Source organism: Microbispora sp. CA-135349, from assembly GCF_050947365.1.
Lineage (GTDB): Bacteria > Actinomycetota > Actinomycetes > Streptosporangiales > Streptosporangiaceae > Microbispora.
Genome location: NZ_CP192001.1, coordinates 6,590,180 through 6,610,000 on the forward strand (window position 1 = coordinate 6,590,180; position 19,821 = coordinate 6,610,000).

Here is a 19,821-nt window from a genome sequence, read left to right on the forward strand (position 1 = left end):
TGCTGTCGATAACACGACCGGCGATCCGGGCAGGCGCGCGAAGCCAGGCACGCCGACACCGGGCGCACCGATTGCCTAGGGTACCGGATATCCGGTACCCAGGTCGAACCGAGCGGACCGCCGGATGACGAAGTCGTTACTCCGCCGTCTTCCTGCGGGAACGTCGCCGTCCCCGGGAAGACGACGCGGAGCTCTCGCCCTCGTCGGAGCCGTTGGGATCGGCGTCGATGGCGTCCGTGACGCTCTCGCGCGCCGAACCCGACGCTGCGGCGACCGAGCTCTCGCTCGCCGCCAGCTTCTCGGCCACCGACTTCTCGATGGCCATCTTGCCCTGCGTGCCACGCGGCTCGGGCTTCGCCTCGACCGGCTCGGTCGAGACGATGATCCCGCGCCCGTGACAGCAGTCACACGGCGTGGAGAACGCCTCCAGGAGGCCCTGGCCGACCCGCTTACGGGTCATCTGCACCAGACCCAGCGAGGTGACCTCCGCCACCTGGTGCTTGGTCCGGTCCCGCGCCAGGCACTCCAGCAGCCGCCGGAGCACCAGGTCGCGGTTGCTCTCCAGAACCATGTCGATGAAGTCGATCACGATGATGCCGCCGATGTCCCGCAGCCTGAGCTGGCGGACGATCTCCTCGGCCGCCTCCAGGTTGTTGCGGGTGACGGTCTCCTCGAGGTTGCCGCCCTGCCCGGTGAACTTGCCGGTGTTGACGTCGACGACCGTCATCGCCTCGGTCCGGTCGATCACCAGGGAGCCGCCGGACGGCAGCCACACCTTGCGCTCCATCGCCTTGGCGATCTGCTCGTCGATGCGGTAGGCGGAGAAGGCGTCGGTCTCCTCCTCCCACTTCGTCAGCCGCTCGGCGAGGTGCGGGGCGACGTAGCGGACGTACTCGTCCACGGTCGTCCACGCCTCGTCGCCCTCGACGACCAGGGAGCTGAAGTCCTCGTTGAAGACGTCGCGGACCACCCGGACGGTCAGGTCGGGCTCGCCTGACAGCAGTTCCGGCGGGCTGGCCGACTTGGCCTTGCGCTGGATGTTCTCCCACTGCGCCGACAGCCGGGCGACGTCGCGGCTGAGCTCCTCCTCCGAGGCGCCCTCCGCGGCCGTGCGCACGATGACGCCCGCGTTCTCCGGCATGACCTTGCGCAGAATCTGCTTCAGGCGCGCCCGCTCCTTGTCGGGGAGCTTGCGGCTGATGCCGGTCATCGAGCCGTCCGGCACATAGACCAGGTAGCGGCCGGGGAGGCTGATCTGGGAGGTCAGCCTGGCGCCCTTGTGGCCGATCGGGTCCTTGGTGACCTGGACGAGCACCGACTGCCCGGACTTCAGCGCCGCCTCGATCCGCTTGGGCTGGCCCTCCAGCCCCGCGGTGTCGAAGTTCACCTCGCCGGCGTACAGCACGGCGTTGCGACCCTTGCCGATGTCCACGAACGCCGCCTCCATCGAGGGCAGCACGTTCTGGACCTTGCCGAGATAGACGTTGCCGACGTACGACTGGCTGGACTCCCTGTCGACGTAGTGCTCGACGAGGATACCGTCCTCGAGCACCGCGATCTGGGTGCGGCCGCCCTGGCGGCGCACCACCATGATCCGCTCGACCGACTCGCGCCGGGCCAGGAACTCCGACTCCGTGATGATCGGGGGACGGCGGCGGCCCAGCTCGCGGCCCTCGCGGCGGCGCTGCTTCTTCGCCTCCAGCCGGGTCGATCCCCGTACGCCCTGGACCTCGTCCACCGAGGTGGACCTGGTGGCGCGGGGCGCCCGGATGCGGACGACGGTGTTCGGCGGGTCGTCGGGGGCCAGCTCGGCCTCCTCGGTGCCCCGGCGGCGACGGCGCCGGCGGCGCCGGGTGCCGGTCTGGCCCTCGGCGTCGTCTTCCGCCTGCTCGCGGTCCTCCTCCTCGGCCGACGCGGACTGCGGCTCCTCGCCCTCGCCTTCGGGCTCCTCGCCGTCCTCGCCGTCCTCGGTGTCCCTGGCACGGGCGCCGCGTCCGCGCCCGCCGCGGCGGCGCCGCCGCCTGCGGCCGCCGCCATCCGCCTCGGACTCGTCCTCGCCGGACTCGGTCGTCTCCCCGGGCTCCTCCGGCTCCTCCTCGTCGGCGGACACCGGCTCGGCCGTTGACGCGGGCCGCGGCGCGGGCACCGCGAACGGGTCGGGGGCCTGGAAGAGCGGCTGGAACAACGCCGACGGCGCCTGGAAGGTCACCGAGGGCACGGACGCCGGCCGAGCCGACAGCCCGAAGGGATCGGCCACCACGTCCGGCCGCCCGCCGTCCTCCTCGGCGTCGTCGTCTTCGATGTCGATGTCCTCGATGTCGAGCGGCTCGTCGTCGAGCGGCTCCTCATCGGGGAGGTTGAGGCGCAGCGCGGCGGCGACCTCGGCCTCCGCGGCGCTCATCGCCCTGGATCGTTCCGGCGCCGGCTCTTCCGCGCGGGCCCGGCGACGGCGCCGGGGGGCCGGGGACTCCTCGGCCTGCACCGCCTCCTCTGCCTGCTCAGGCTGCTGGGGCGACGGCTCGCTCTCGTCGGTCCTCTTGCGGGTGCGGCGTCGCCGGGTGGGCGCGGCCGGCTCGTCGTCCCCGGTCGTCGCCGTCTCCACGAGGGCGGCCTCCGCCGGCGCTGTCTCGGGAACGGCCGACGTCTCGGGAACGGCCGGCGTCTCGAGGACGGCCGGCGTCTCGAGGACGGCCGGCTCGGCGGTCTTGGTACGGCGGCGGGTGACCCGCTTGGGCCGTTCCTTCGCGACCGGCTCCTCCTGTGTCACCGGCTCGGCCTGCGCGGGCGGCGCGGCCGACGCCGTGGCCTCGGCCACCTCCGGCGCGGTGGTCTCCGCGGCCTGCGGCGCCGTGCTTTCGGCGACCTTCGGCGCAGTGCCTTCGGCAACCTTCGGCATGCTGGCCGCGGCCACCGTGGTCACCGGCGGCGGCAGGTCGTCCGGCTCGGGCGGAGGCCCGGCCGGGCGGCTCGCCGCCCGGCGGCGCGGCGTCTTGCGCACGCCGGAGGGACCGGAGGAAGCAGCGTCTCCCCCGGCCTGGCCGCGTTCTTCCGTTGTCGTATCACCGTCAAGGCTCACAGCCCCGTCAGTGGGCTCGTTGTCGAGCATGCGGGCGCTCTCCCGTCAGCCTCCGGGCACGTCTCCGCGCCGCGCGGAGGCTCTCGTCTCTCGCGGTCCGCCGGGCTTCCTGTCGGCGCCTCGGCGGCAAGTCTTATCGGTCTCCGCCTGCCCGGTCGAAAGCGAACGGGTCGGCGGGCTCACCGGTCATCGCGTCGAGCGGCCCCTGCGCCAGCCTGGTCACCGCTGGGGGTGACGGCGGCGCGAAGCCTGCCACGAGACGCAAACCCATGAGCACGTCATCGGGCCGGACGGCAGGTGTTTCGTGCCGAACAACCATACGAAGTATGACACACGGTTGAACGGTCTCCTGACCTGCCGTAATTCCCGGACCGTCGAGCACGGCGAGCGAACGCACCGCCTGGCGGGCGTCGAACCGCCGCATTCCCTTCTTGGTCAGGCGTTCGACCTCCACCTGGTCGGCCGCCAGGAACTCCTTCACCGCCCGCTCCGCCTCGCCCGGATCGGCCCCGGGGAGCCGCAGCTCCCACGACGAGCCCTCCAGCCGGTCGGCCAGGTTCCCGTCCCGCGCCTCCACCACATCGAGCACGTCCAGTCCCGGCGGCAACGAGGCGTCGAGGTCGTCGCGAACCCGCCGCGGGTCACATGGCCGGTTCACCCCGATCTCGAGGTACTCGGCCTCGCTCGCCACTCCGGTGGGGGCGGCGCCGGCATAGGAGATCTTCGGGTGGGGGCTGAAGCCGGCGCTGTAGGCCACCGGGATGCCGGCTCGCCGCACCGCCCGTTCGACGGCGCGGGAGATGTCACGGTGGCTGGTGAAACGCAGGCGGCCCCGCTTGGCGTAGCGCACACGCAGGCGCTGCACCGTCGGTTCGGGCGCGGGCCCGTCGGGAACGGGTTTCAGAGTTCCGTCGTCCTTCCGGTGTCGGTCGATCGTTGTCTCAGGATAGGCCGTGAGCGTCAGATCACGGTGAGTGGCAGAAGTTTCCTGCCCGTGGGGCCGATCTGGATCTCCGTCCCCATCGTGGGGCAGACACCGCAGTCGTAGCAGGGCGTCCAGCGGCAGTCCTCGACCTCGACCGTGTTGAGCGCGTCCTGCCAGTCCTGCCACAGCCACTCGCGGTCGAGACCGGCGTCGAGGTGGTCCCAGGGGAGCACCTCGTGCTCGTCCCGCTCACGGGTCGTGTACCAGTCCACGTCCACCGGCTCGCCGGCCAGGGCGCGGTCCGCCGCCGCCATCCACCGCTCGAACGAGAAGTGCTCGCTCCAGCCGTCGAACCGGCCGCCGTCCTCCCAGACGGCGCGGATGACCCGGCCCACCCGGCGGTCGCCACGCGACAGCAGCCCCTCCACGATCGACGGCTTGCCGTCGTGGTAGCGGTAGCCGATCGCCCTGCCGTACTCCTTGTCGGAGCGCAGGGCGTCGCGCAGCGCGCGCAGCCGGCGGTCCACCGTCTCGTGGTCGCACTGGGCGGCCCACTGGAACGGGGTGTGCGGCTTGGGCACGAACCCGCCGATGGAGACCGTGCAGCGGATGTCACGCGAACCCGTCGCGTCACGGCCCGCCTTGATGACCTTCTTGGCCAGGTCGGCGATGCCGAGGACGTCCTCGTCCTCCTCCGTCGGCAGCCCGCACATGAAGTAGAGCTTCACCTGCCGCCAGCCGTTGGAGTAGGCGGTGGTGACCGTGCGGATCAGGTCCTCCTCGGTGACCATCTTGTTGATCACCTTGCGCATCCGCTCGGATCCGCCCTCCGGCGCGAACGTGAGCCCGGAACGACGGCCGTTGCGGGACAACTCGTTCGCCAGGTCGATGTTGAACGCGTCGACCCTGGTGGACGGCAGGGACAGGCCGACCTGGCTGCCCTCGTAGCGGTCGGCGAGACCCCTGGTCACATCGGCGATCTCGGAGTGGTCCGCGCTGGACAGCGAGAGCAGCCCGACCTCGTTGAAGCCGGACTCCTTGATCCCCGCCTCGACCATGTCGCCGATCGTGGTGATCGACCGCTCCCGGACCGGACGGGTGATCATCCCCGCCTGGCAGAAGCGGCAGCCCCGGGTGCAGCCCCGGAAGATCTCGACGCTGAACCGCTCGTGCACGGTCTCGGCGAGCGGGACCAGCGGTTTCTTCGGATACGGCCACTCGTCGAGGTCCATGACCGTGTGCTTGAACACGCGCGTCGGCACGCCGTCGCGGTTGGGGACGACGCGCATGATGCGGCCGTCCGGGTGGTACTCGACGTCATAGAACTTCGGGACGTACACCCCGCCGGTGGAGGCGAGACGCATCAGCAGCTCGTCGCGGCCGCCGGGCGACCCCTCGGCCTTCCACTCGCGCAGCACCTCGGAAATCGCGATGGCGATCTGCTCGCCGTCGCCGAGCACCGCGGCGTCGAGGAAGTCGGCGATCGGCTCCGGGTTGAACGCGGCGTGACCGCCCGCCAGCACGATCGGGTCCTCTTCGGTGCGGTCCGCCGCCTCCAGCGGGATCCCCGCCAGGTCGAGCGCGGTGAGGAGGTTCGTGTAGCCGAGTTCGGTGGCGAACGACACCCCGAGGACGTCGAACGCGCGAACCGGCCGGTGGCCGTCCACGGTGAACTGCGGGACGCCCTCGGACCGCATGAGCGCCTCGAGATCGGGCCACACCGCGTAGGTGCGCTCCGCCAGCGTCTCGGGCAGCTCGTTGAGGATCTCGTAGAGGATCTGCACCCCCTGGTTGGGCAGGCCGACCTCGTAGGCGTCCGGGTACATCAGAGCCCACCGGACGGTCGCCTCGTCCCAGTCCTTGACCGTCGAGTTCAGCTCGCCCCCGACGTACTGGATCGGCTTCTGCACCTTGGGCAGCAGCGGCTCCAGGCGGGGAAACAACGACTCGACAGACATGCTTCCAGGGTATCGGCTCCCGCGAGTGTCCCCTGCGGATCTCCCGGCGTCAGAAGGGGCGCCAGATCCGGTCGTCGCCCGCGCGCAGCGAGGCCAGGCGATGGCGCAGTTCGGCGTGCGCCACGGTGTCCCGGTGCCCGATGCGCAGCACGGCCGTCAGCGTCTGCAGCTCCCTGATGTCGCGCAGCACCGGGTAGCCCGGCCAGTCCCTTATGTCGCACCCGTACGCCTGGGCGAAGCCGTCGCGCTGCGCGTCCGCCAGGCCGAACCTGGCGCCCTGCAAAGTGGGCACCAGGTCGATCTCGCGCGGCCCGGCGCCGGCCGAGTCCCAGTCGCACAGCAGGATCCGGTCCGCGGTGCGGATCAGGTTGCCCCGGTGCGCGTCCCCGTGGATCAGCCCGTACGGCAGGGCGAACTCGACCCGCTCGTAGTACGCCTCCTCCAGCGCCGCGCACCGGCCCAGCAGCCACTCCCGCTCCTCGCCGTCCAGCACGAGACTGGCACGTACGGCCCGCCGCACGCGACCGAAGGGATCGTAGGTCGGCAGCGCGAACGGAACCGGCGGCAGGGAGTGCAGCCACCGCAGCAGCAGGCCGAGCGGGACCGGATCGCCGTCGTCCGCGCCGTCCTCGTAGTGCCAGAAGGTCGCCAGGCAGCCCTCGACGGCCAGCGGCTGGCGCACGTCGAGCGGCAGCGTGACGGGAAAACCCTGCTCGTGCAGCCAGCGGGTGACCTTGAGCGAGGTGACAAGGCGGTCGTACTTGCCGGGAGTGCCCGCCTCCGCGAGGCGGACGACGACCCCCTCCCCCGGCAGGTGGTACACCGTGTTGGCGAAACTGCGCAGCAGCCGGGCGCCGTCGGCGCTGAGCCCCGCCTGGCGGCACGCCTCGGCGAGCGCGGGCGGGGTGCCGGCGACGGTGGAGACACTCATCGCGTCCCTCCCTCGCTGCGCGGCGCCTCGGACGGTGTCCCCGGCAGGGTCTCGGGCAGCGCCCGGGCGGCCGACTGGGGCAGGCCGGTCGCGCAGAACGACTCGAGCCGCTCGGCGAGCTCCCCCCGCACCATGGCCCGGGTGGACTGGAGGGTCTCGGCGAGGCTGTCGATCCTGCGCTCGGGCGGCAGGGCGAGCAGTGGGGTCAGTGCCTGCTCGGCCCCGCCGGGATCGTCCTCCATCAGGTGCGCGACCGCGAGGTGGGCGCCGGCCATCGCCTCGCAGCCGTACGACCGGTTCTGCCGGTCCTCCCGCTCGTACAGGCCGAGCGCGGTGCGGGCCTGCTCGATCGCCCGGACGGGCTGGCCGAGGTGCAGGTGCGTGACCGCCGTGTAGTAGGCGTGCTTGGCGGGCCGGAAGGAGAACTCCCCGGCGAAGCCGTCGTGCAGTTCGTCGCCCGCGCCCGACTCCCGGGCGTCCGCCGCCTTGAGCAGGTCGTCCTCGGCCTCGCGGGTCCAGCCGAGCATCGCCCCCGCCCGCGCGCGCAGCATGTGCAGCCGCGCGCCGCCCTGACCCCGCGGCAGTTGGGTGAGGCCGTCCTCGGCATAGCCCGCCGCGTCCTCGTACCGGCGGTCCCACAGCGCGACCGACGCCTGCATGCCGCGGGCCCAGCCCATGAGCGACCGGTGGCCGGCGATCCTGCCGTACGTCCACGCCGCGCGGGCGAGGGTGTCGGCGGGCACGCGCCGGCCCATGTCCATGCTCGCGTTGGCCATCAGCCCGCACAGCGTCCCCGCCAGGAAGTACAGCTCACCGGCCTGGCCCGGGTGGACGCGCCGCTCCAGGGCCCGGCGGGTCTGCTCCTGCAGCGCCCGCATCTCGACGAACAGCGGCAGCGGCGCCTCCCAGACGTACCGCCGGGACAGCCAGATCACCTGCGTGCGCAGCCGCTCCAGCGTGCTGTCGCCGATCTCGCTCGCCTCGACCCGCTCGGCGTGCTCGCTCGCCTCCTGCGCGGCGGTGCTGATGAGGTCGGGCGTGGAGGGGCGCCGCCACGCCTCGGGGCGGCGCATCTCCGGGGGCGTGTAGTCCCGGGCGAACCCGAGCTGCACCGGGCCCGTCTCGAACAGGCGGCACAGCAGGTCGGTGTAGTCCCGGTCGGGCCGGGCCCCGGCCTCCCACTCCCGCCACGACCTCTCGCTCAGGCCTCTGCGCTTGACCTGCTCGCGGTCGCACATCGCGTGGAAGCGCTCGATCGCCTCCTCGACCGTCCACCCGTACGCCAGGCGCAGGCACTTGAAACGGGTCAGCCGCGGGCAACAGAGATGGATCTCCTCGGCGATCTGATGGAAGACCGCGGTCGTCGGCGGCTCCCCGAGAGCGGCGAGAGTGCGCTCGCGGATGCCGCCGGCGATCTGGATGGGGGATCGATCCCCCCCGCGTGAGGGTGTCGTCATCGGCTCTCCCAGTGGTGACACCCGCACGCTAACGTCGTCCATGTCACGAATCGGTCACCTCGAACACTGGGAGTCACTCTCCTCCGGCCGGAGAGGAACGACCGTCCCGCCACGGCGCAACTGGGCCGTGAAGAGCTGCCCGCACAGGCTGGCCGGCGTCTCGGCGAACCACACCGTCGGCGGGTCGCCCGCGGCCGCGGCGGCCCATCGTCCGCCGCCGTACACGATCCGGTAGTCGGGGAAGGCCCTGCGCAGCAGGTCAAGGGCGCGCTGGCGCTCCCGCGTCTCGTCGTCCGGAGTCACCGCTCCTCCGTAATGGTTCGTTCAACCCCCGAACCTGTTTCGTTCCCATGGTGTTCGACGCACGGTGCGGATGCCAGTGAGAGCCGCGAGCCGCCACCCTGCGGACGGCTCTCATAGGGCACCGGGTCACACGGGCCGTGACCTGAGATGGATCGCCTGCAGAATGGCCACCGCCGTCATGTTCGCGAACGTCGCGGTGCCGCCGTAGGAGACGAACGGCAGCGGCACTCCGGTGATCGGCATGATGCCGATGGTCATGCCGACGTTGACGAGTGTCTGGAAGGCCAGCCACGCGACGATGCCGCCGGAGACGAGCGCACTGAACCGGTCGCCGCACATCCGGGCGATTCGCGCACCGCGCAGCAGCACCACGCCGAGCAGGGCCACCACGGTGACCGTTCCGACGAAGCCGAGCTCCTCGCCCGCGACGGTGAAGATGAAGTCGGTGTGCTGCTCGGGCACGAACCGTCCCGTGGTCTGGCCGCCGTGGAACAGGCCCTTGCCGAACACCTCGCCCGATCCGATCGCCACCAGCGCCTGCGTGCTGTTGTAGCCCACGCCGCGAGGGTCGCTCGACGGGTCGATGAGCGCGGTGAACCGGGCCACCTGGTACGGCTTGAGCAGGCCCAGCGACCACACCGCCACCGCCACGAGGGCCGCGAGCAGCACCCCTGCCACGACCCAGCGCTTGCGTATCCCGGCGAGGACGACGACGGCGCCGGTCGTCGCCATCAGCACCATCGTGGTGCCGAGGTCGGGTTCCAGCATGACCAGCGCCGCCGCGCCGCCCGCCGCCGCGAGGGACAGCGCGAGACCGGCGGCCCTCGGGCGGTCCTTGACCTTCCCCTTCTCCGACGTCGGGACCAGCAGCCGGGCCAGCATGACCACCAGCGCCGGTTTCATCAGCTCGGCGGGCTGCAGGGCGAAGCCCCCGCCCAGCAGAATCCACGAGTGGTGGCCGTTGACCGTCGAGCCCATCGGGCTGATCACCAGGATCAGCCCGACGACGGCGATGCCGTACAGGACCGGTGCGTACGTACGCAGCCAGCGATAGTCGGTCACCGCGACCGCGCTGTAGAGGGCCAGGCCGATGAGCAGGTTGAGCACATGCTTCTTGGCCATGCCCGTCGGCTCGATCGACGACCACGTCCGGGTGGCCGACCACACCAGCAGCGTGCCGATCACGCTGAGCGCGGCAACCGCTCCGAACAGCAGCCAGTCCATCCGCCAGAAGACCGATCCCCGGCCGACGACGCGGCTCGCGAACGACCTCCGCCGTACCCCGATGGCCTCAGTCATGGCAGGCCCGCCTCACTGCGTGTTGTCGCGGCTGATGGCCGGCAGCCGCGTCACCGGTTTGCCGTCCGGAAGCGCCGGCTTGATCGGCTTGCCGTTGTCCCCCTTGCCGAGCCCGAAGATCCCTTCCCAGATGCGCCGCACGGCGGGCGCGGCGGTCGAGGCGCCGAAGCCGCCCTGCGCCACCATGACCACGGTGACCAGCCGCGGATTGTCCGCGGGCGCGAAGGACGCGAACCACGACGTGTCCTCCTTGCCGTAGACCTCCGCCGTACCGGTCTTGCCGCCGATCTTGACGATGTTCAGCGGGAACCCGCGGAACGCGCCCGCCGCCGTGCCGTCCGAGGGCACCTCGCTGAGCGCCTTACGGATGTAGGTGCGGGTCTCGTCGTTGACCGGCAGGTGCCCCACGATCGGGACCGGGATCTCCTGCTTAAGGGTGCCGTCCGGGCGCATCAGCGCCCAGCCGACACGCGGGCTGCGCACGTTGCCGTCGCCGAGCAGCGCCGCGTACGCCCGGGCGAGCTGGAGGGGCGTGACCAGGACGTCTCCCTGGCCGATGGAGAGGTTGACCGCCTCGTAGGCGTGGAAGATCATGCCCTCCAGGCAGTTCTCGTTGGCCAGCCGCTTGGCGAACGCGGCCCGGCTCTGGTCCTTCATCTCCGGGTAGCCGATCTTGGCCCGCTTGCACATCTCCGACTTGGTGGAGTTGTACAGGTCGAGCTTCCACGCCCGGGTCGGAATGCGGCCCGCGGACTCGCCCGGCAGGTCGATGCCGGTGCGCTTGCCGAAGCCGTACGCCTTGGCCATGTTCGGCATCGGCTCCTTGACCTTGGCCTTGGGCGTCTTGCCGCCGTCGCGCAGCCACTCCTCGTATCCGGCCTTGTAGAACACGGTGTCGCACGACTTCACCAGCGCCTCGTGGAGCGAGATCGCGCCCAGGCTCATGCCGCCCGCGTTCGGGTAGGACCGGCCTTCCACGTTGTAGGAACTCGGGCACTGATAGGTGCCGTGCAGGGGCTCGCCGTCGGCGACCATCGCGGACGCTGAGCTGATCTTGAAGGTCGAACCCGGGGCGTACTCGCCGGCGATCGCCCGCGACACCAGCGGCTTGCCCGACTTGTCCGACAGCAGTCGGCGGTAGTCCTTCTCGGCGATGCCGCCCGTCCAGACTCTGGGGTCGTACGTCGGCCGACTGGCCATCGCGATCACGCGGCCGGTCTTCACGTCGAGCACCACGCCGGCGGCGCCGTCGGAGTTGGGCACCTCCTGCATGGCCTGGTCGAGCGACTTCTCGACGACGCGCTGCACGTTGGCGTCGATGCTGGTCACCAGGATGTCGCCGGGCACCGGGTCGGACTGCTGGTTGACCGTGATCACCTTGCCCATCCGGTCCACCTGGACGTTGCGCAGGCCGGGCGTGCCGCGCAGTGCGGAGTCGTAGGTCCGCTCCAGGCCGTCGCGGCCGGTGAGGTCGACGCCCGAGTAGTTGGCCTTGAGCCCCTCCCGCTTCTCCAGCTCGCTCTGCGTCACCGGCTGCAGATAACCGAGCAGCTGCGCGGCGTCCTTGCCGCTGGGATAGTCGCGGATCGCCTGGATGTCGGCCGTGACGCCGGGGAAGTCCTCCTGGCGTTCCAGGATCTGCAGCGCCGCGCGCGGGTTGACGTTGGTGGCGACCGGGATCGGCGTGTACGGCGAGCCGGGCCAGCACGGGCGGCTGATGCCGGGACCGCATGCCCGGATCTCCTGCTTCAGCTTCGACAGCGGCACTTTCAGCACGGCGGACAGCCGGCGCAGGACCGCGTCGCCGCCGTCCGGCATCCGCTCCAAACGGCCGCGGTCCACCGAGACCACCAGCGTCGTGCGGTTGCGCACGAGCGGGCGGCCGGAGGAGTCGAGGATCGCCCCCCGCAGAGCGGGGACCCGCACTTCTCGGGTGCGCGTCTCCGTCGCGACCGTGACGAACCGCGACCCCTGCACCACCTGGACCTGCCACAGCCGGACGACGAGCACCACGATCATGGCGATGACCAGCACCTGCAGGACGAGCAGGCGCCCGCGCAAACGTGTCATGCCGTCCCCCGTCTCCAGTTCGGCACGAGCTCGCCACGGCCCGTGCTCCTCCGGTGGCCGCCGTGCACGACCTTGACCGCCCGGAGCACGAGCGGAGCGGCCACGAGATTGCAGATCGCGGCCCGGGGCCATGCCGTGGCCAGCACCGGCCAGGTGATCCCCGGAGCGCCGATCAGCGCGCCCAGACCGGCCAGCATGCCGGGCGCGACCACCGCGCACGCCGCCACCGCGGGCAGCGGCACGCGCTCTCCCACGCGTCCGGCCGCGTAGCCGAGCGCGCACAGGACCAGTGCGTACTGGCCCAGCGTGTGGTTGGAGGGCGGCAGCAGGTCGTAGGCCAGCCCCCCGCAGAAACCGATCACCGCGCCGGGCACGGGCCCGCGCCTGGTCGCGAGCGCGGCGACCGTCAGGAGCACCAGGTCGGGCGCCCAGGAGAACAGCAGCCGATTTACCACGCTGACCTGGAGCACCAGAGCGACGAAGAGCAGCAGCGCGGCGATGAGGTTGCGGGCCATCGTTCAGTTCCTCCCGCCGCGGCCATCGTCCGCCGCGGCGCCGTCGTGCTGCCGAGGCGCATCGCGCGGCTCGTCTGCGGCGTACTGCTCCTGCTCCTGGGCGTACCGCTCGGGCTCTTGGGCGTACCGCTCGGGCTCCTGGGCGTACCGCTCGTGGGCGCGCTGCTCTCCGTCCACGGCCTGTGTGCCGTGCCGGCCGCGCCGCTCCCGAGCGGCCTCGGGCCGGCCCTCGCGCGCCTGCCGTTCGGTCGCGGCCCTCGACTCGTCGCCCGCGCCGTGGCCCCGATCGTCGTGGCCCCGGTCGCCGAGCCCCCACTCGGCCTCCAGCGAGGCGCCCGCCTGCCCACGGCTCCCGTCGCCGCGCCGCGGCTCCTCGGGTCGCGGCTTCGGCGGCTTCGGCACCGGCGGCAGCACCGCGTCACGCGGATCGCGCTTCGGCGCCGCGACCACCACGCCGACGACGTCCAGCGAGGAGAAGTCGGTGAAGGGCCGCGCGTAGGCCGTCCTGGTCACATCGCCCGGGGTGTTGTCCACCCGCTCGACCACACCGATCGGGACACCCGGCACGTACGGCTTGCTCCGCTGCGAACCGAACGAGACGATCCGGCGGCCCACGCCGATCGGTACGGTGGAGTCGAGCAGGCGGAACCTGACGAGGTTGCCGCCCCCGCCCGCCTCGCCCAGGCCGCTCACGACGCCGAGCTCGTTGCCGCCCTCCAGCCTGGCCCCCGCCGAAAGAGCCGGGTCGGTCAGCAGCGCCACCGTCGAGCTGTCCGGACCGGCCTGGACGATGCGGCCGACCAGCCCCGCGTCGCTCAGCACCGTCATGTCGGGCCTGAGCCCGTCGCCGGTGCCGGCGTCGATCTCGACCGTGTCCTCGAAACCGGCCACCGTACGCCGCGCGACCACCTGGGCCGGGACGACGCGGTAGCGGCCGAGCCCCGCCAGCCCGAGCATGCGGTCCAGCTTCTCGGCCCGCGCCTTGTCGAGCCGCTGCGCCGACACCTCGTCCCGCAGCCGCGCGTTCTCCTTGCGCAGGTCCGCGACGGCACGCTGAGCGGAGGGCGCATCGCGCAGCATGCCGACGAATCCGGTGATCGGACGGGTGACGGCGGCGCCGACGCGCTCGACCCTCCCGAACACGGCGCCCGCGAAGTCGCGCACCGGGCCGAGGACGTGGTCGTTCCCGGCCCGGCGATCCACGGTGATGAGGATCAAGGCCACGGCGAGGAGAAGTCCGAGTATGAGACGGGCGCGGCGGGTGTCTCTCATGACGCTCCTTAGTTGCGGGGCTCCGGCACGAGCACCTGCTGGAGGGCTTCAAAGTCCTCCACGCACCGCCCGGAGCCGAGCGCGACCGAGTCGAGCGCGTTCTCGGCCAGGTGGACCGGCATGCCGGTCTCCTCGCGGAGCCGGTCGACCATGCCGCGCAACAGGGCGCCGCCACCGGTCACGGCGATACCCCGGTCCATGAGGTCACCCGAGAGCTCGGGCGGGCACTTGTCCAGCGTCGACTTCACCGCGTCCACGATCGCGTTGACCGGCTCGGCGATGGACCGGCGGATCTCCTCGGCGCTGATGACGACCGTCTTCGGGAGGCCGCTGACCAGGTCGCGGCCGCGCACCTCGGCGTGGAAGTCCTCACCGGTGACGCAGGCGGACCCGACGGCGATCTTCACCTCCTCCGCGGTGCGCTCGCCCAGCATCAGGGAGTACTCCTTCTTGGCGAAGGCGATGACCGCCTGGTCGAGTTCGTCTCCCCCGACGCGAATCGACTGGCTGGTCACGATGCCGCCCATCGAGATGATGGCCACCTCGGTGGTGCCGCCGCCGATGTCGACGACCATGTTCCCGGTCGGCTCGTGAACCGGAAGGCCGGCTCCGATCGCCGCCGCCATCGGTTCCTCGATGATGTACACACGGCGGGCCCCGGCCTGGTAGCCCGCCTCCTTCACCGCGCGTTGCTCCACCGCGGTGATGCCACTGGGCACGGCCACGATGATGCGCGGACGCACGAAGTGCCGGCGTTTGTGGATCTTCTGGATGAAGTACCGCAGCATTCGCTCGGTCACATCGAAATCCGCGATGACACCGTCCCTCAGAGGACGGATCGCGACGATGTTTCCGGGCGTCCGCCCGATCATCCGCTTCGCTTCTATCCCAACTGCCACGATCTTTCCTGTCGTGACGTTGATGGCGACGACGGACGGCTCGTTCAGGACGATGCCGCGCCCTCGGACGTAGACGAGAGTGTTCGCCGTGCCAAGGTCGACAGCCATGTCACGGCCCAGGAATGTCAGCTTGCTGCCCATGCGGAAGGAAGCCTTCCTTCAGGTGGTTAGCGGTTACCGGGTTCAGCGGGTGTGCGGGATGACGCATTGCATTGGAATCGTAACGGTCGGTGCTCATCACTGGGCACATCGAGCTCTCAAGCCCCCGGAAAAACCGCCCTTCCCCTGCCTAAGCTCGGTCACCACCTGGAAAAACACGAGAGGCCCCGGTTTAAACCGGGGCCTCTCGTGTGGCAAAGGCTAGAAACGGTCCGGAAAGAAAATCTTGATTTCCCGGGCGGCGGACTCCGGCGAATCGGAGCCGTGGACCACGTTCTCGCCGATCTCCAGCGCGTGGTCGCCGCGGATGGTGCCGGGCGCGGACTTCACCGGGTCGGTCAGACCGGCCAGGGCGCGGAACGCCTCGACGGCCCGGGGGCCCTCGAGCACCATCGCGACCAGCGGGCCGCCGGTGATGAACTCCACCAGCTCGCCGAAGAACGGGCGCTCGGAGTGCTCGGCGTAGTGGGCCTTGGCCGTCTCGGCGTCGAGCGTGCGCAGGTCCATCGCCACGATCTTGAGGCCCTTGCGCTCGATGCGGCCGATGACGTCCCCGATGAGGCCGCGACGGACCCCGTCGGGCTTGATCAGGACAAGCGTACGCTCGGACACGGTCTCTTCTCCTAAGGTCGTTGATGAGGCTCACGTGGCGTCGTGCTCGCCGTATGGTGCCCCGGCAGGTCGCGGGCGCACCCGTCGAGCATCTGGGGAGCTTCGGCGGGGAAGCTCCGTACGCAACGGCAGCTTACCGGTCCGGGAACGCCGCTCCGATCGGACGAGTCCGAAGCCGCGGGACGGTGCCGGCGGACGGTGCCGGTGGACGGCCTTGGCGACGGTGTCGCGGAAAGTCGGCGGAATGCCCACGGCATGCCCGCAGGGGCGGTGTCGCGGGACGCTCGCGGGATTATGTCAGCCCACGCCGCCGGGGACGCCGTCGTCCTCCTCCGGCGACGGCGTCGGCGCGGGGATCACCACCTGAGCGTCGACCGACGCGGCGGCCCGCCGGGCCAGGACGGAGGAGAGCACGATCACACCCACCACGACGAAACCACCGATCAGCGCCCACGTGTGAAGAGCGTCGATGAACCCCTCGACCAGGGCGTTCCCGTTGCCACGCGCGGTCTCGGCGGCATCGCGCAGCCGGTTCACCTGAATGCCGGTGCCGAGCAGGAAGCCCGCGAGAACCGAGGGGAAGCACAGCGACAGGCCCAGCATCGCCGACCCGAGGCCCGCCGTACGGAAGGCGCCGACCAGCGCCACCGCCGCCCCCGCGGCCAGCAGGACGAACGGCACCACCAGCGGCGTGCCGGACGGGGCGGGAACCAGCAGCCTGATCGCGGCCAGCCCGGCCACGACGGCCGCGAGACCTAGGGCCGTCATCCGGGCCGCGAACGTCTCGGGCGTCCGTCCGGCGAGTACGGCGCCCACGAGGGCGGCCAGCGCCGCGATCAGGAACGGCACCCACAGGCCCTTCAGACCGGGACCGCCCAGCGGGCCGCCGAGTTCGATGTAGGTCATCTGCGCGGCCGTCGGCAGCACCACCAGCCCGACCGCGACGTTGACGAAGGCGAGTGTGCGGCCGCCAGGCCCCTCGAACGTGCCGAGCGCCGCGAGGGCCAGCATCGCCACCACCACGGCAGCCGCGGCGATGACGACCAGGGGCGGCGGCCAGTCGAAGGTGATCCCGACGCCCAGCACCGCGATGGCGGCGGCGGGCAAGATGGCCAGCGCGAGCCGCCCGCGCTCGGCGGATGTCGGCCGGCCCGCGGGCAGGATCTCCCCGTCCGCCCGCGCCCCGCCGTCGCCGGCGACCATCCAGAGCACCAGATACGCCGCGGCGAGGGCCAGCGCCACCCCCGTGAGCAGCGGGTACGGCTGGAGGGTGACCTGCCAGGAGGTCACGTCACGGATCGCCCACAGGGCGAGTGCCTGGGCCGACAGCAGCGAGGCGGCGAGCGCACCCGCCCAGATGGGCAGCAGCACCCGGTGCCGGGGACGCTCCGCGGCCGCGACCAGCGTGGCCGGCACGAGCATGCCGGCGCCGATCCCGTGGAGCACGCGCAGCACGCCGACGAGCGCGACGGTGTCGGTGTACCCTCCGGCGACGTCGGCGAGCGCGAGCAGCGTGAGCCCCGCAACGAGGATCGGCGCGGCGCGGAACCTGCGTACCGCGACCGCGGCGAGCGGCACGGTCACCAGCATGGCGGGCAGCGCCAGGCCGTGCGCGCGGATCATGTCGACCTGCGACACGCCCGGCGGCAGCAGCGCCGCCACGACGGAGATCGTGTTCGGGATGGCGACGAGCGCCAGAGGAAGGGCCACCAGGGTGAGCAGCCCGATGACGACGTCGACCAGCAGAGGGACGCGCACGGCACGGACCGGCACGGCGGCCCGAGCCTGCGGTACGGGAGGGACGGCCATGGTTGCCGACTTTAGCGCTTCGTCGTCCCTTCGACACGGCGAGCGACGAAGATGGCTGTTATCCACAGGGCAGCGAAGATCACCCCGAGGAAGAACATGACCGGAACCAGGAAGCCTGTGGCGATTGTCAGCACTTCAAGAACCGTGCCCGCGATGTACGCGGACGGGCGTTTCAGCATGCCGGCGACCACCACGCACAGGACGGCCAGCCCGAGCCCGACGGTCAGCGCGAGCGGCGTGGACACGTTGTTGATGGTGATCGCGACCGGGATGATGAGCGCGACGACGATCGCCTGCATCCCGAGAACGGTCGCGCAGAGCCGGCGCATGCCGGGGGTCACCTCGAACACGCCGCTGCTCATCGTGCGGCCTTGAGGAGAACGCGCGCGTCGCCCGCGGTCACGACCGAACCGGTGATGAGGACGCCGGAGCCGAACTCGTCGCCCTGATCGGCCAGCGCCACGCCCGTGTCGATGGCGTCGTCGAGCCGGTCTTCGACGTGGACGCGTTCCGGGCCGAAGACGGCTTCCGCTCGGGCCGCGAGGTCGTCCGGGCTCAGCGAACGCGCGGAGGAGTTGCGGGTGACGACGATCTCCTCGGCCACCGGTTCCAGCAGGTCCAAGATCGTGTCCACGTCCTTGTCCGCCATCACGGCCACCACGGCGACGAGCCGGGTGAACCCGAACGCCTCGGTCAGAGCCTCGACCGTCGCCTCCATGCCCGCGGGATTATGGGCCGCGTCGACCAGAACGGTCGGGCCGCGCCGCACTATCTCCAGCCGTCCCGGGCTCGTCACCTGGGCGAACGCCTGCCGAACGACCTCCTCCGCCAGCGGGTCGTCGCCGGCCGTGAGCGCCTCGACGGCGGCCAGGGCGCCCGCGGCGTTGCCCGCCTGGTGCGCACCGTACAACGGCAGGAACACGTCCTCGTAAACGCCTTTCAAGCCCCTGAGTTGGAGCACCTGGCCGCCCATGGCGAGCTCGCGATGCAGCACGCCGAACTCCAGTCCCTCACGGGCGACCACCGCACCGACCTCGGCCGCCCGCCGCATCAGCACCTCTGCTGCGGGCAGCGCCTGCTGCGCCAGCATGACCGTCGCCTTCGGCTTGATGATGCCGGCCTTCTCTCCGGCGATCGTCGCGATGTCCGGACCGAGATAGTCCGTGTGATCGAGCGAGATGGGCGTGATGACAGCGACCGTCCCATCGGCGACGTTCGTCGCGTCCCAGGTGCCGCCCATACCGGTCTCGACCACGGCGACGTCCACCGGAGCGTCGGCGAACGCGGCGAACGCCATCGCCGTCAGCACCTCGAAGAAGCTCAGCTTGCCGGTCTTGGCGTCGATCATCTCGAGGTAGGGCGCGATGTCCTGGTACACCTCGGCGAACCGCTCCTCCGACAAGGGCTCGCCGTCGATCGAGATACGCTCGCGCATCGACTGCAGATGCGGGCTCGTGTACCGGCCCACCCGCAGGTTGCGCTCGCGCAGCAAAGCCTCGACCATCCGCGCGGTGCTCGTCTTCCCGTTGGTGCCCGCGATATGAACGACCTTGTACGAGTTCTGGGGATCGCCGAGGATCTCCATCAGCGCGGTGATCCGGTCAAGGGTGGGGCTGAAATCCCACTCCACTCCTCGCGCCATGATCGCTTGCTCGACGGCTCGATATTCCACGACCCTCAGCGTACGGGACCCCATGCCCACCCCCTCACGAGGCGGTGGCCCAAACCGCGAGATAACCACAAGAGCGGCGGGCGGGTGAGGGAAAAAAAGAAGGGCCATCCCAAACGGGATGGCCCTTCCACAAAATTGTCCGGCGGCGTCCTACTCTCCCACACCGTCCCCGGTGCAGTACCATCGGCGCTGACAGGCTTAACTTCCGGGTTCGGAATGTAACCGGGTGTTTCCCTGCCGCTATAACCGCCGTAACCCCATGAAACACACAACCAACTCAACTACAAGCGGCTGCTGTCTCTGAGATCACATAGTGAACGCGAGCATAATATGGTCAAGTCCTCGGCCTATTAGTACCGGTCAGCTCCACACATTACTGCGCTTCCACTTCCGGCCTATCAACCCCATCATCTCTAGGGGGCCTTACCCACTCTCGTGGTGGGAGACCTCATCTTGAGGCGAGCTTCCCGCTTAGATGCTTTCAGCGGTTATCCCTACCGAACGTAGCCAACCAGCCGTGCTCCTGGCGGAACAACTGGCACACCAGAGGTTCGTCCGTCCCGGTCCTCTCGTACTAGGGACAGCCCCTCGCAAGTCTCCTGCGCGCGCAGCGGATAGGGACCGAACTGTCTCGCGACGTTCTAAACCCAGCTCGCGTACCGCTTTAATGGGCGAACAGCCCAACCCTTGGGACCTACTCCAGCCCCAGGATGCGACGAGCCGACATCGAGGTGCCAAACCATCCCGTCGATATGGACTCTTGGGGAAGATCAGCCTGTTATCCCCGGGGTACCTTTTAGCCGTTGAGCGACACCGCTTCCACACGCCGATGCCGGATCACTAGTCCCAGCTTTCGCTCCTGCT

At 70.7% G+C, this 19,821-nt stretch carries 15 protein-coding genes and 2 rRNA genes (1 of these 17 running past the window's edge); all 17 read right to left on the reverse strand.

Annotation, left to right across the window (positions count from 1 at the left end):
- Positions 1 to 136: 136 nt before the first annotated feature.
- Positions 137 to 2,401 (reverse strand): Rne/Rng family ribonuclease, encoded by a 2,265-nt coding sequence (locus tag ACQPZZ_RS30250; protein ID WP_432934602.1) that lies wholly within the window; start codon positions 2,399 to 2,401, stop codon positions 137 to 139.
- 808 nt (positions 2,402 to 3,209) lie between these two features.
- Positions 3,210 to 3,941 carry a TIGR03936 family radical SAM-associated protein gene (locus ACQPZZ_RS30255; protein ID WP_432924662.1) on the reverse strand — a complete coding sequence of 244 codons (732 nt, stop codon included), beginning with the start codon at positions 3,939 to 3,941 and terminating at the stop codon, positions 3,210 to 3,212.
- Between the two features lie 95 nt (positions 3,942 to 4,036).
- Positions 4,037 to 5,959 (reverse strand): TIGR03960 family B12-binding radical SAM protein, encoded by a 1,923-nt coding sequence (locus ACQPZZ_RS30260; RefSeq protein ID WP_432924664.1) that lies wholly within the window; start codon positions 5,957 to 5,959, stop codon positions 4,037 to 4,039.
- Between the two features lie 49 nt (positions 5,960 to 6,008).
- Complete coding sequence (locus ACQPZZ_RS30265) at positions 6,009 to 6,890, reverse strand: phosphotransferase enzyme family protein (RefSeq protein WP_432924666.1); 882 nt, start codon at positions 6,888 to 6,890, stop codon at positions 6,009 to 6,011.
- Complete coding sequence (locus ACQPZZ_RS30270; RefSeq protein WP_432924668.1) at positions 6,887 to 8,347, reverse strand: hypothetical protein; 1,461 nt, start codon at positions 8,345 to 8,347, stop codon at positions 6,887 to 6,889. Before ACQPZZ_RS30270 ends, ACQPZZ_RS30265 begins: the two co-directional genes overlap by 4 nt.
- A gap of 54 nt (positions 8,348 to 8,401) precedes the next feature.
- A complete protein-coding gene (locus tag ACQPZZ_RS30275; protein ID WP_432924670.1) occupies positions 8,402 to 8,650 on the reverse strand; it encodes a hypothetical protein in 249 nt (82 codons plus the stop codon).
- A 126-nt stretch (positions 8,651 to 8,776) separates the two neighbouring features.
- Positions 8,777 to 9,949 carry a rod shape-determining protein RodA gene (gene rodA / locus ACQPZZ_RS30280; protein ID WP_363643373.1) on the reverse strand — a complete coding sequence of 391 codons (1,173 nt, stop codon included), beginning with the start codon at positions 9,947 to 9,949 and terminating at the stop codon, positions 8,777 to 8,779.
- Positions 9,950 to 9,961: 12 nt separating this feature from the next.
- Entirely contained in the window at positions 9,962 to 12,019 is a 2,058-nt protein-coding gene (gene mrdA / locus ACQPZZ_RS30285; RefSeq protein ID WP_432924672.1) for a penicillin-binding protein 2, read from the reverse strand.
- Entirely contained in the window at positions 12,016 to 12,534 is a 519-nt protein-coding gene (gene mreD, locus ACQPZZ_RS30290; protein ID WP_363643377.1) for a rod shape-determining protein MreD, read from the reverse strand. The genes mrdA and mreD overlap by 4 nt, the downstream gene beginning before the upstream one ends.
- Positions 12,535 to 12,537: 3 nt before the next feature.
- Positions 12,538 to 13,806, reverse strand: a complete 1,269-nt coding sequence (locus ACQPZZ_RS30295) for a rod shape-determining protein MreC (RefSeq protein WP_363643379.1) — start codon at positions 13,804 to 13,806, stop codon at positions 12,538 to 12,540.
- An 8-nt stretch (positions 13,807 to 13,814) separates the two neighbouring features.
- On the reverse strand, positions 13,815 to 14,846 hold the full coding sequence (locus ACQPZZ_RS30300; RefSeq protein ID WP_076434349.1) for a rod shape-determining protein: 1,032 nt from the start codon (positions 14,844 to 14,846) through the stop codon (positions 13,815 to 13,817).
- Between the two features lie 219 nt (positions 14,847 to 15,065).
- A complete protein-coding gene (gene ndk, locus ACQPZZ_RS30305) occupies positions 15,066 to 15,476 on the reverse strand; it encodes a nucleoside-diphosphate kinase (RefSeq protein ID WP_030505860.1) in 411 nt (136 codons plus the stop codon).
- A gap of 297 nt (positions 15,477 to 15,773) precedes the next feature.
- The gene (locus ACQPZZ_RS30310) at positions 15,774 to 17,285 is read right to left on the reverse strand and encodes a hypothetical protein (protein WP_432924675.1); all 1,512 of its coding nucleotides are present in this window, start codon (positions 17,283 to 17,285) and stop codon (positions 15,774 to 15,776) included.
- Positions 17,286 to 17,296: 11 nt separating this feature from the next.
- A complete protein-coding gene (locus ACQPZZ_RS30315) occupies positions 17,297 to 17,647 on the reverse strand; it encodes a DUF4233 domain-containing protein (protein WP_363643385.1) in 351 nt (116 codons plus the stop codon).
- Positions 17,644 to 18,927, reverse strand: a complete 1,284-nt coding sequence (locus ACQPZZ_RS30320) for a bifunctional folylpolyglutamate synthase/dihydrofolate synthase (protein ID WP_432934604.1) — start codon at positions 18,925 to 18,927, stop codon at positions 17,644 to 17,646. The genes ACQPZZ_RS30315 and ACQPZZ_RS30320 overlap by 4 nt, the downstream gene beginning before the upstream one ends.
- A 167-nt stretch (positions 18,928 to 19,094) precedes the next feature.
- Positions 19,095 to 19,211: ribosomal RNA gene (gene rrf, locus ACQPZZ_RS30325) — 5S ribosomal RNA — on the reverse strand.
- 76 nt (positions 19,212 to 19,287) lie between these two features.
- A 23S ribosomal RNA gene (locus tag ACQPZZ_RS30330) occupies positions 19,288 to 19,821 on the reverse strand; it runs 2,570 nt beyond the window's last position.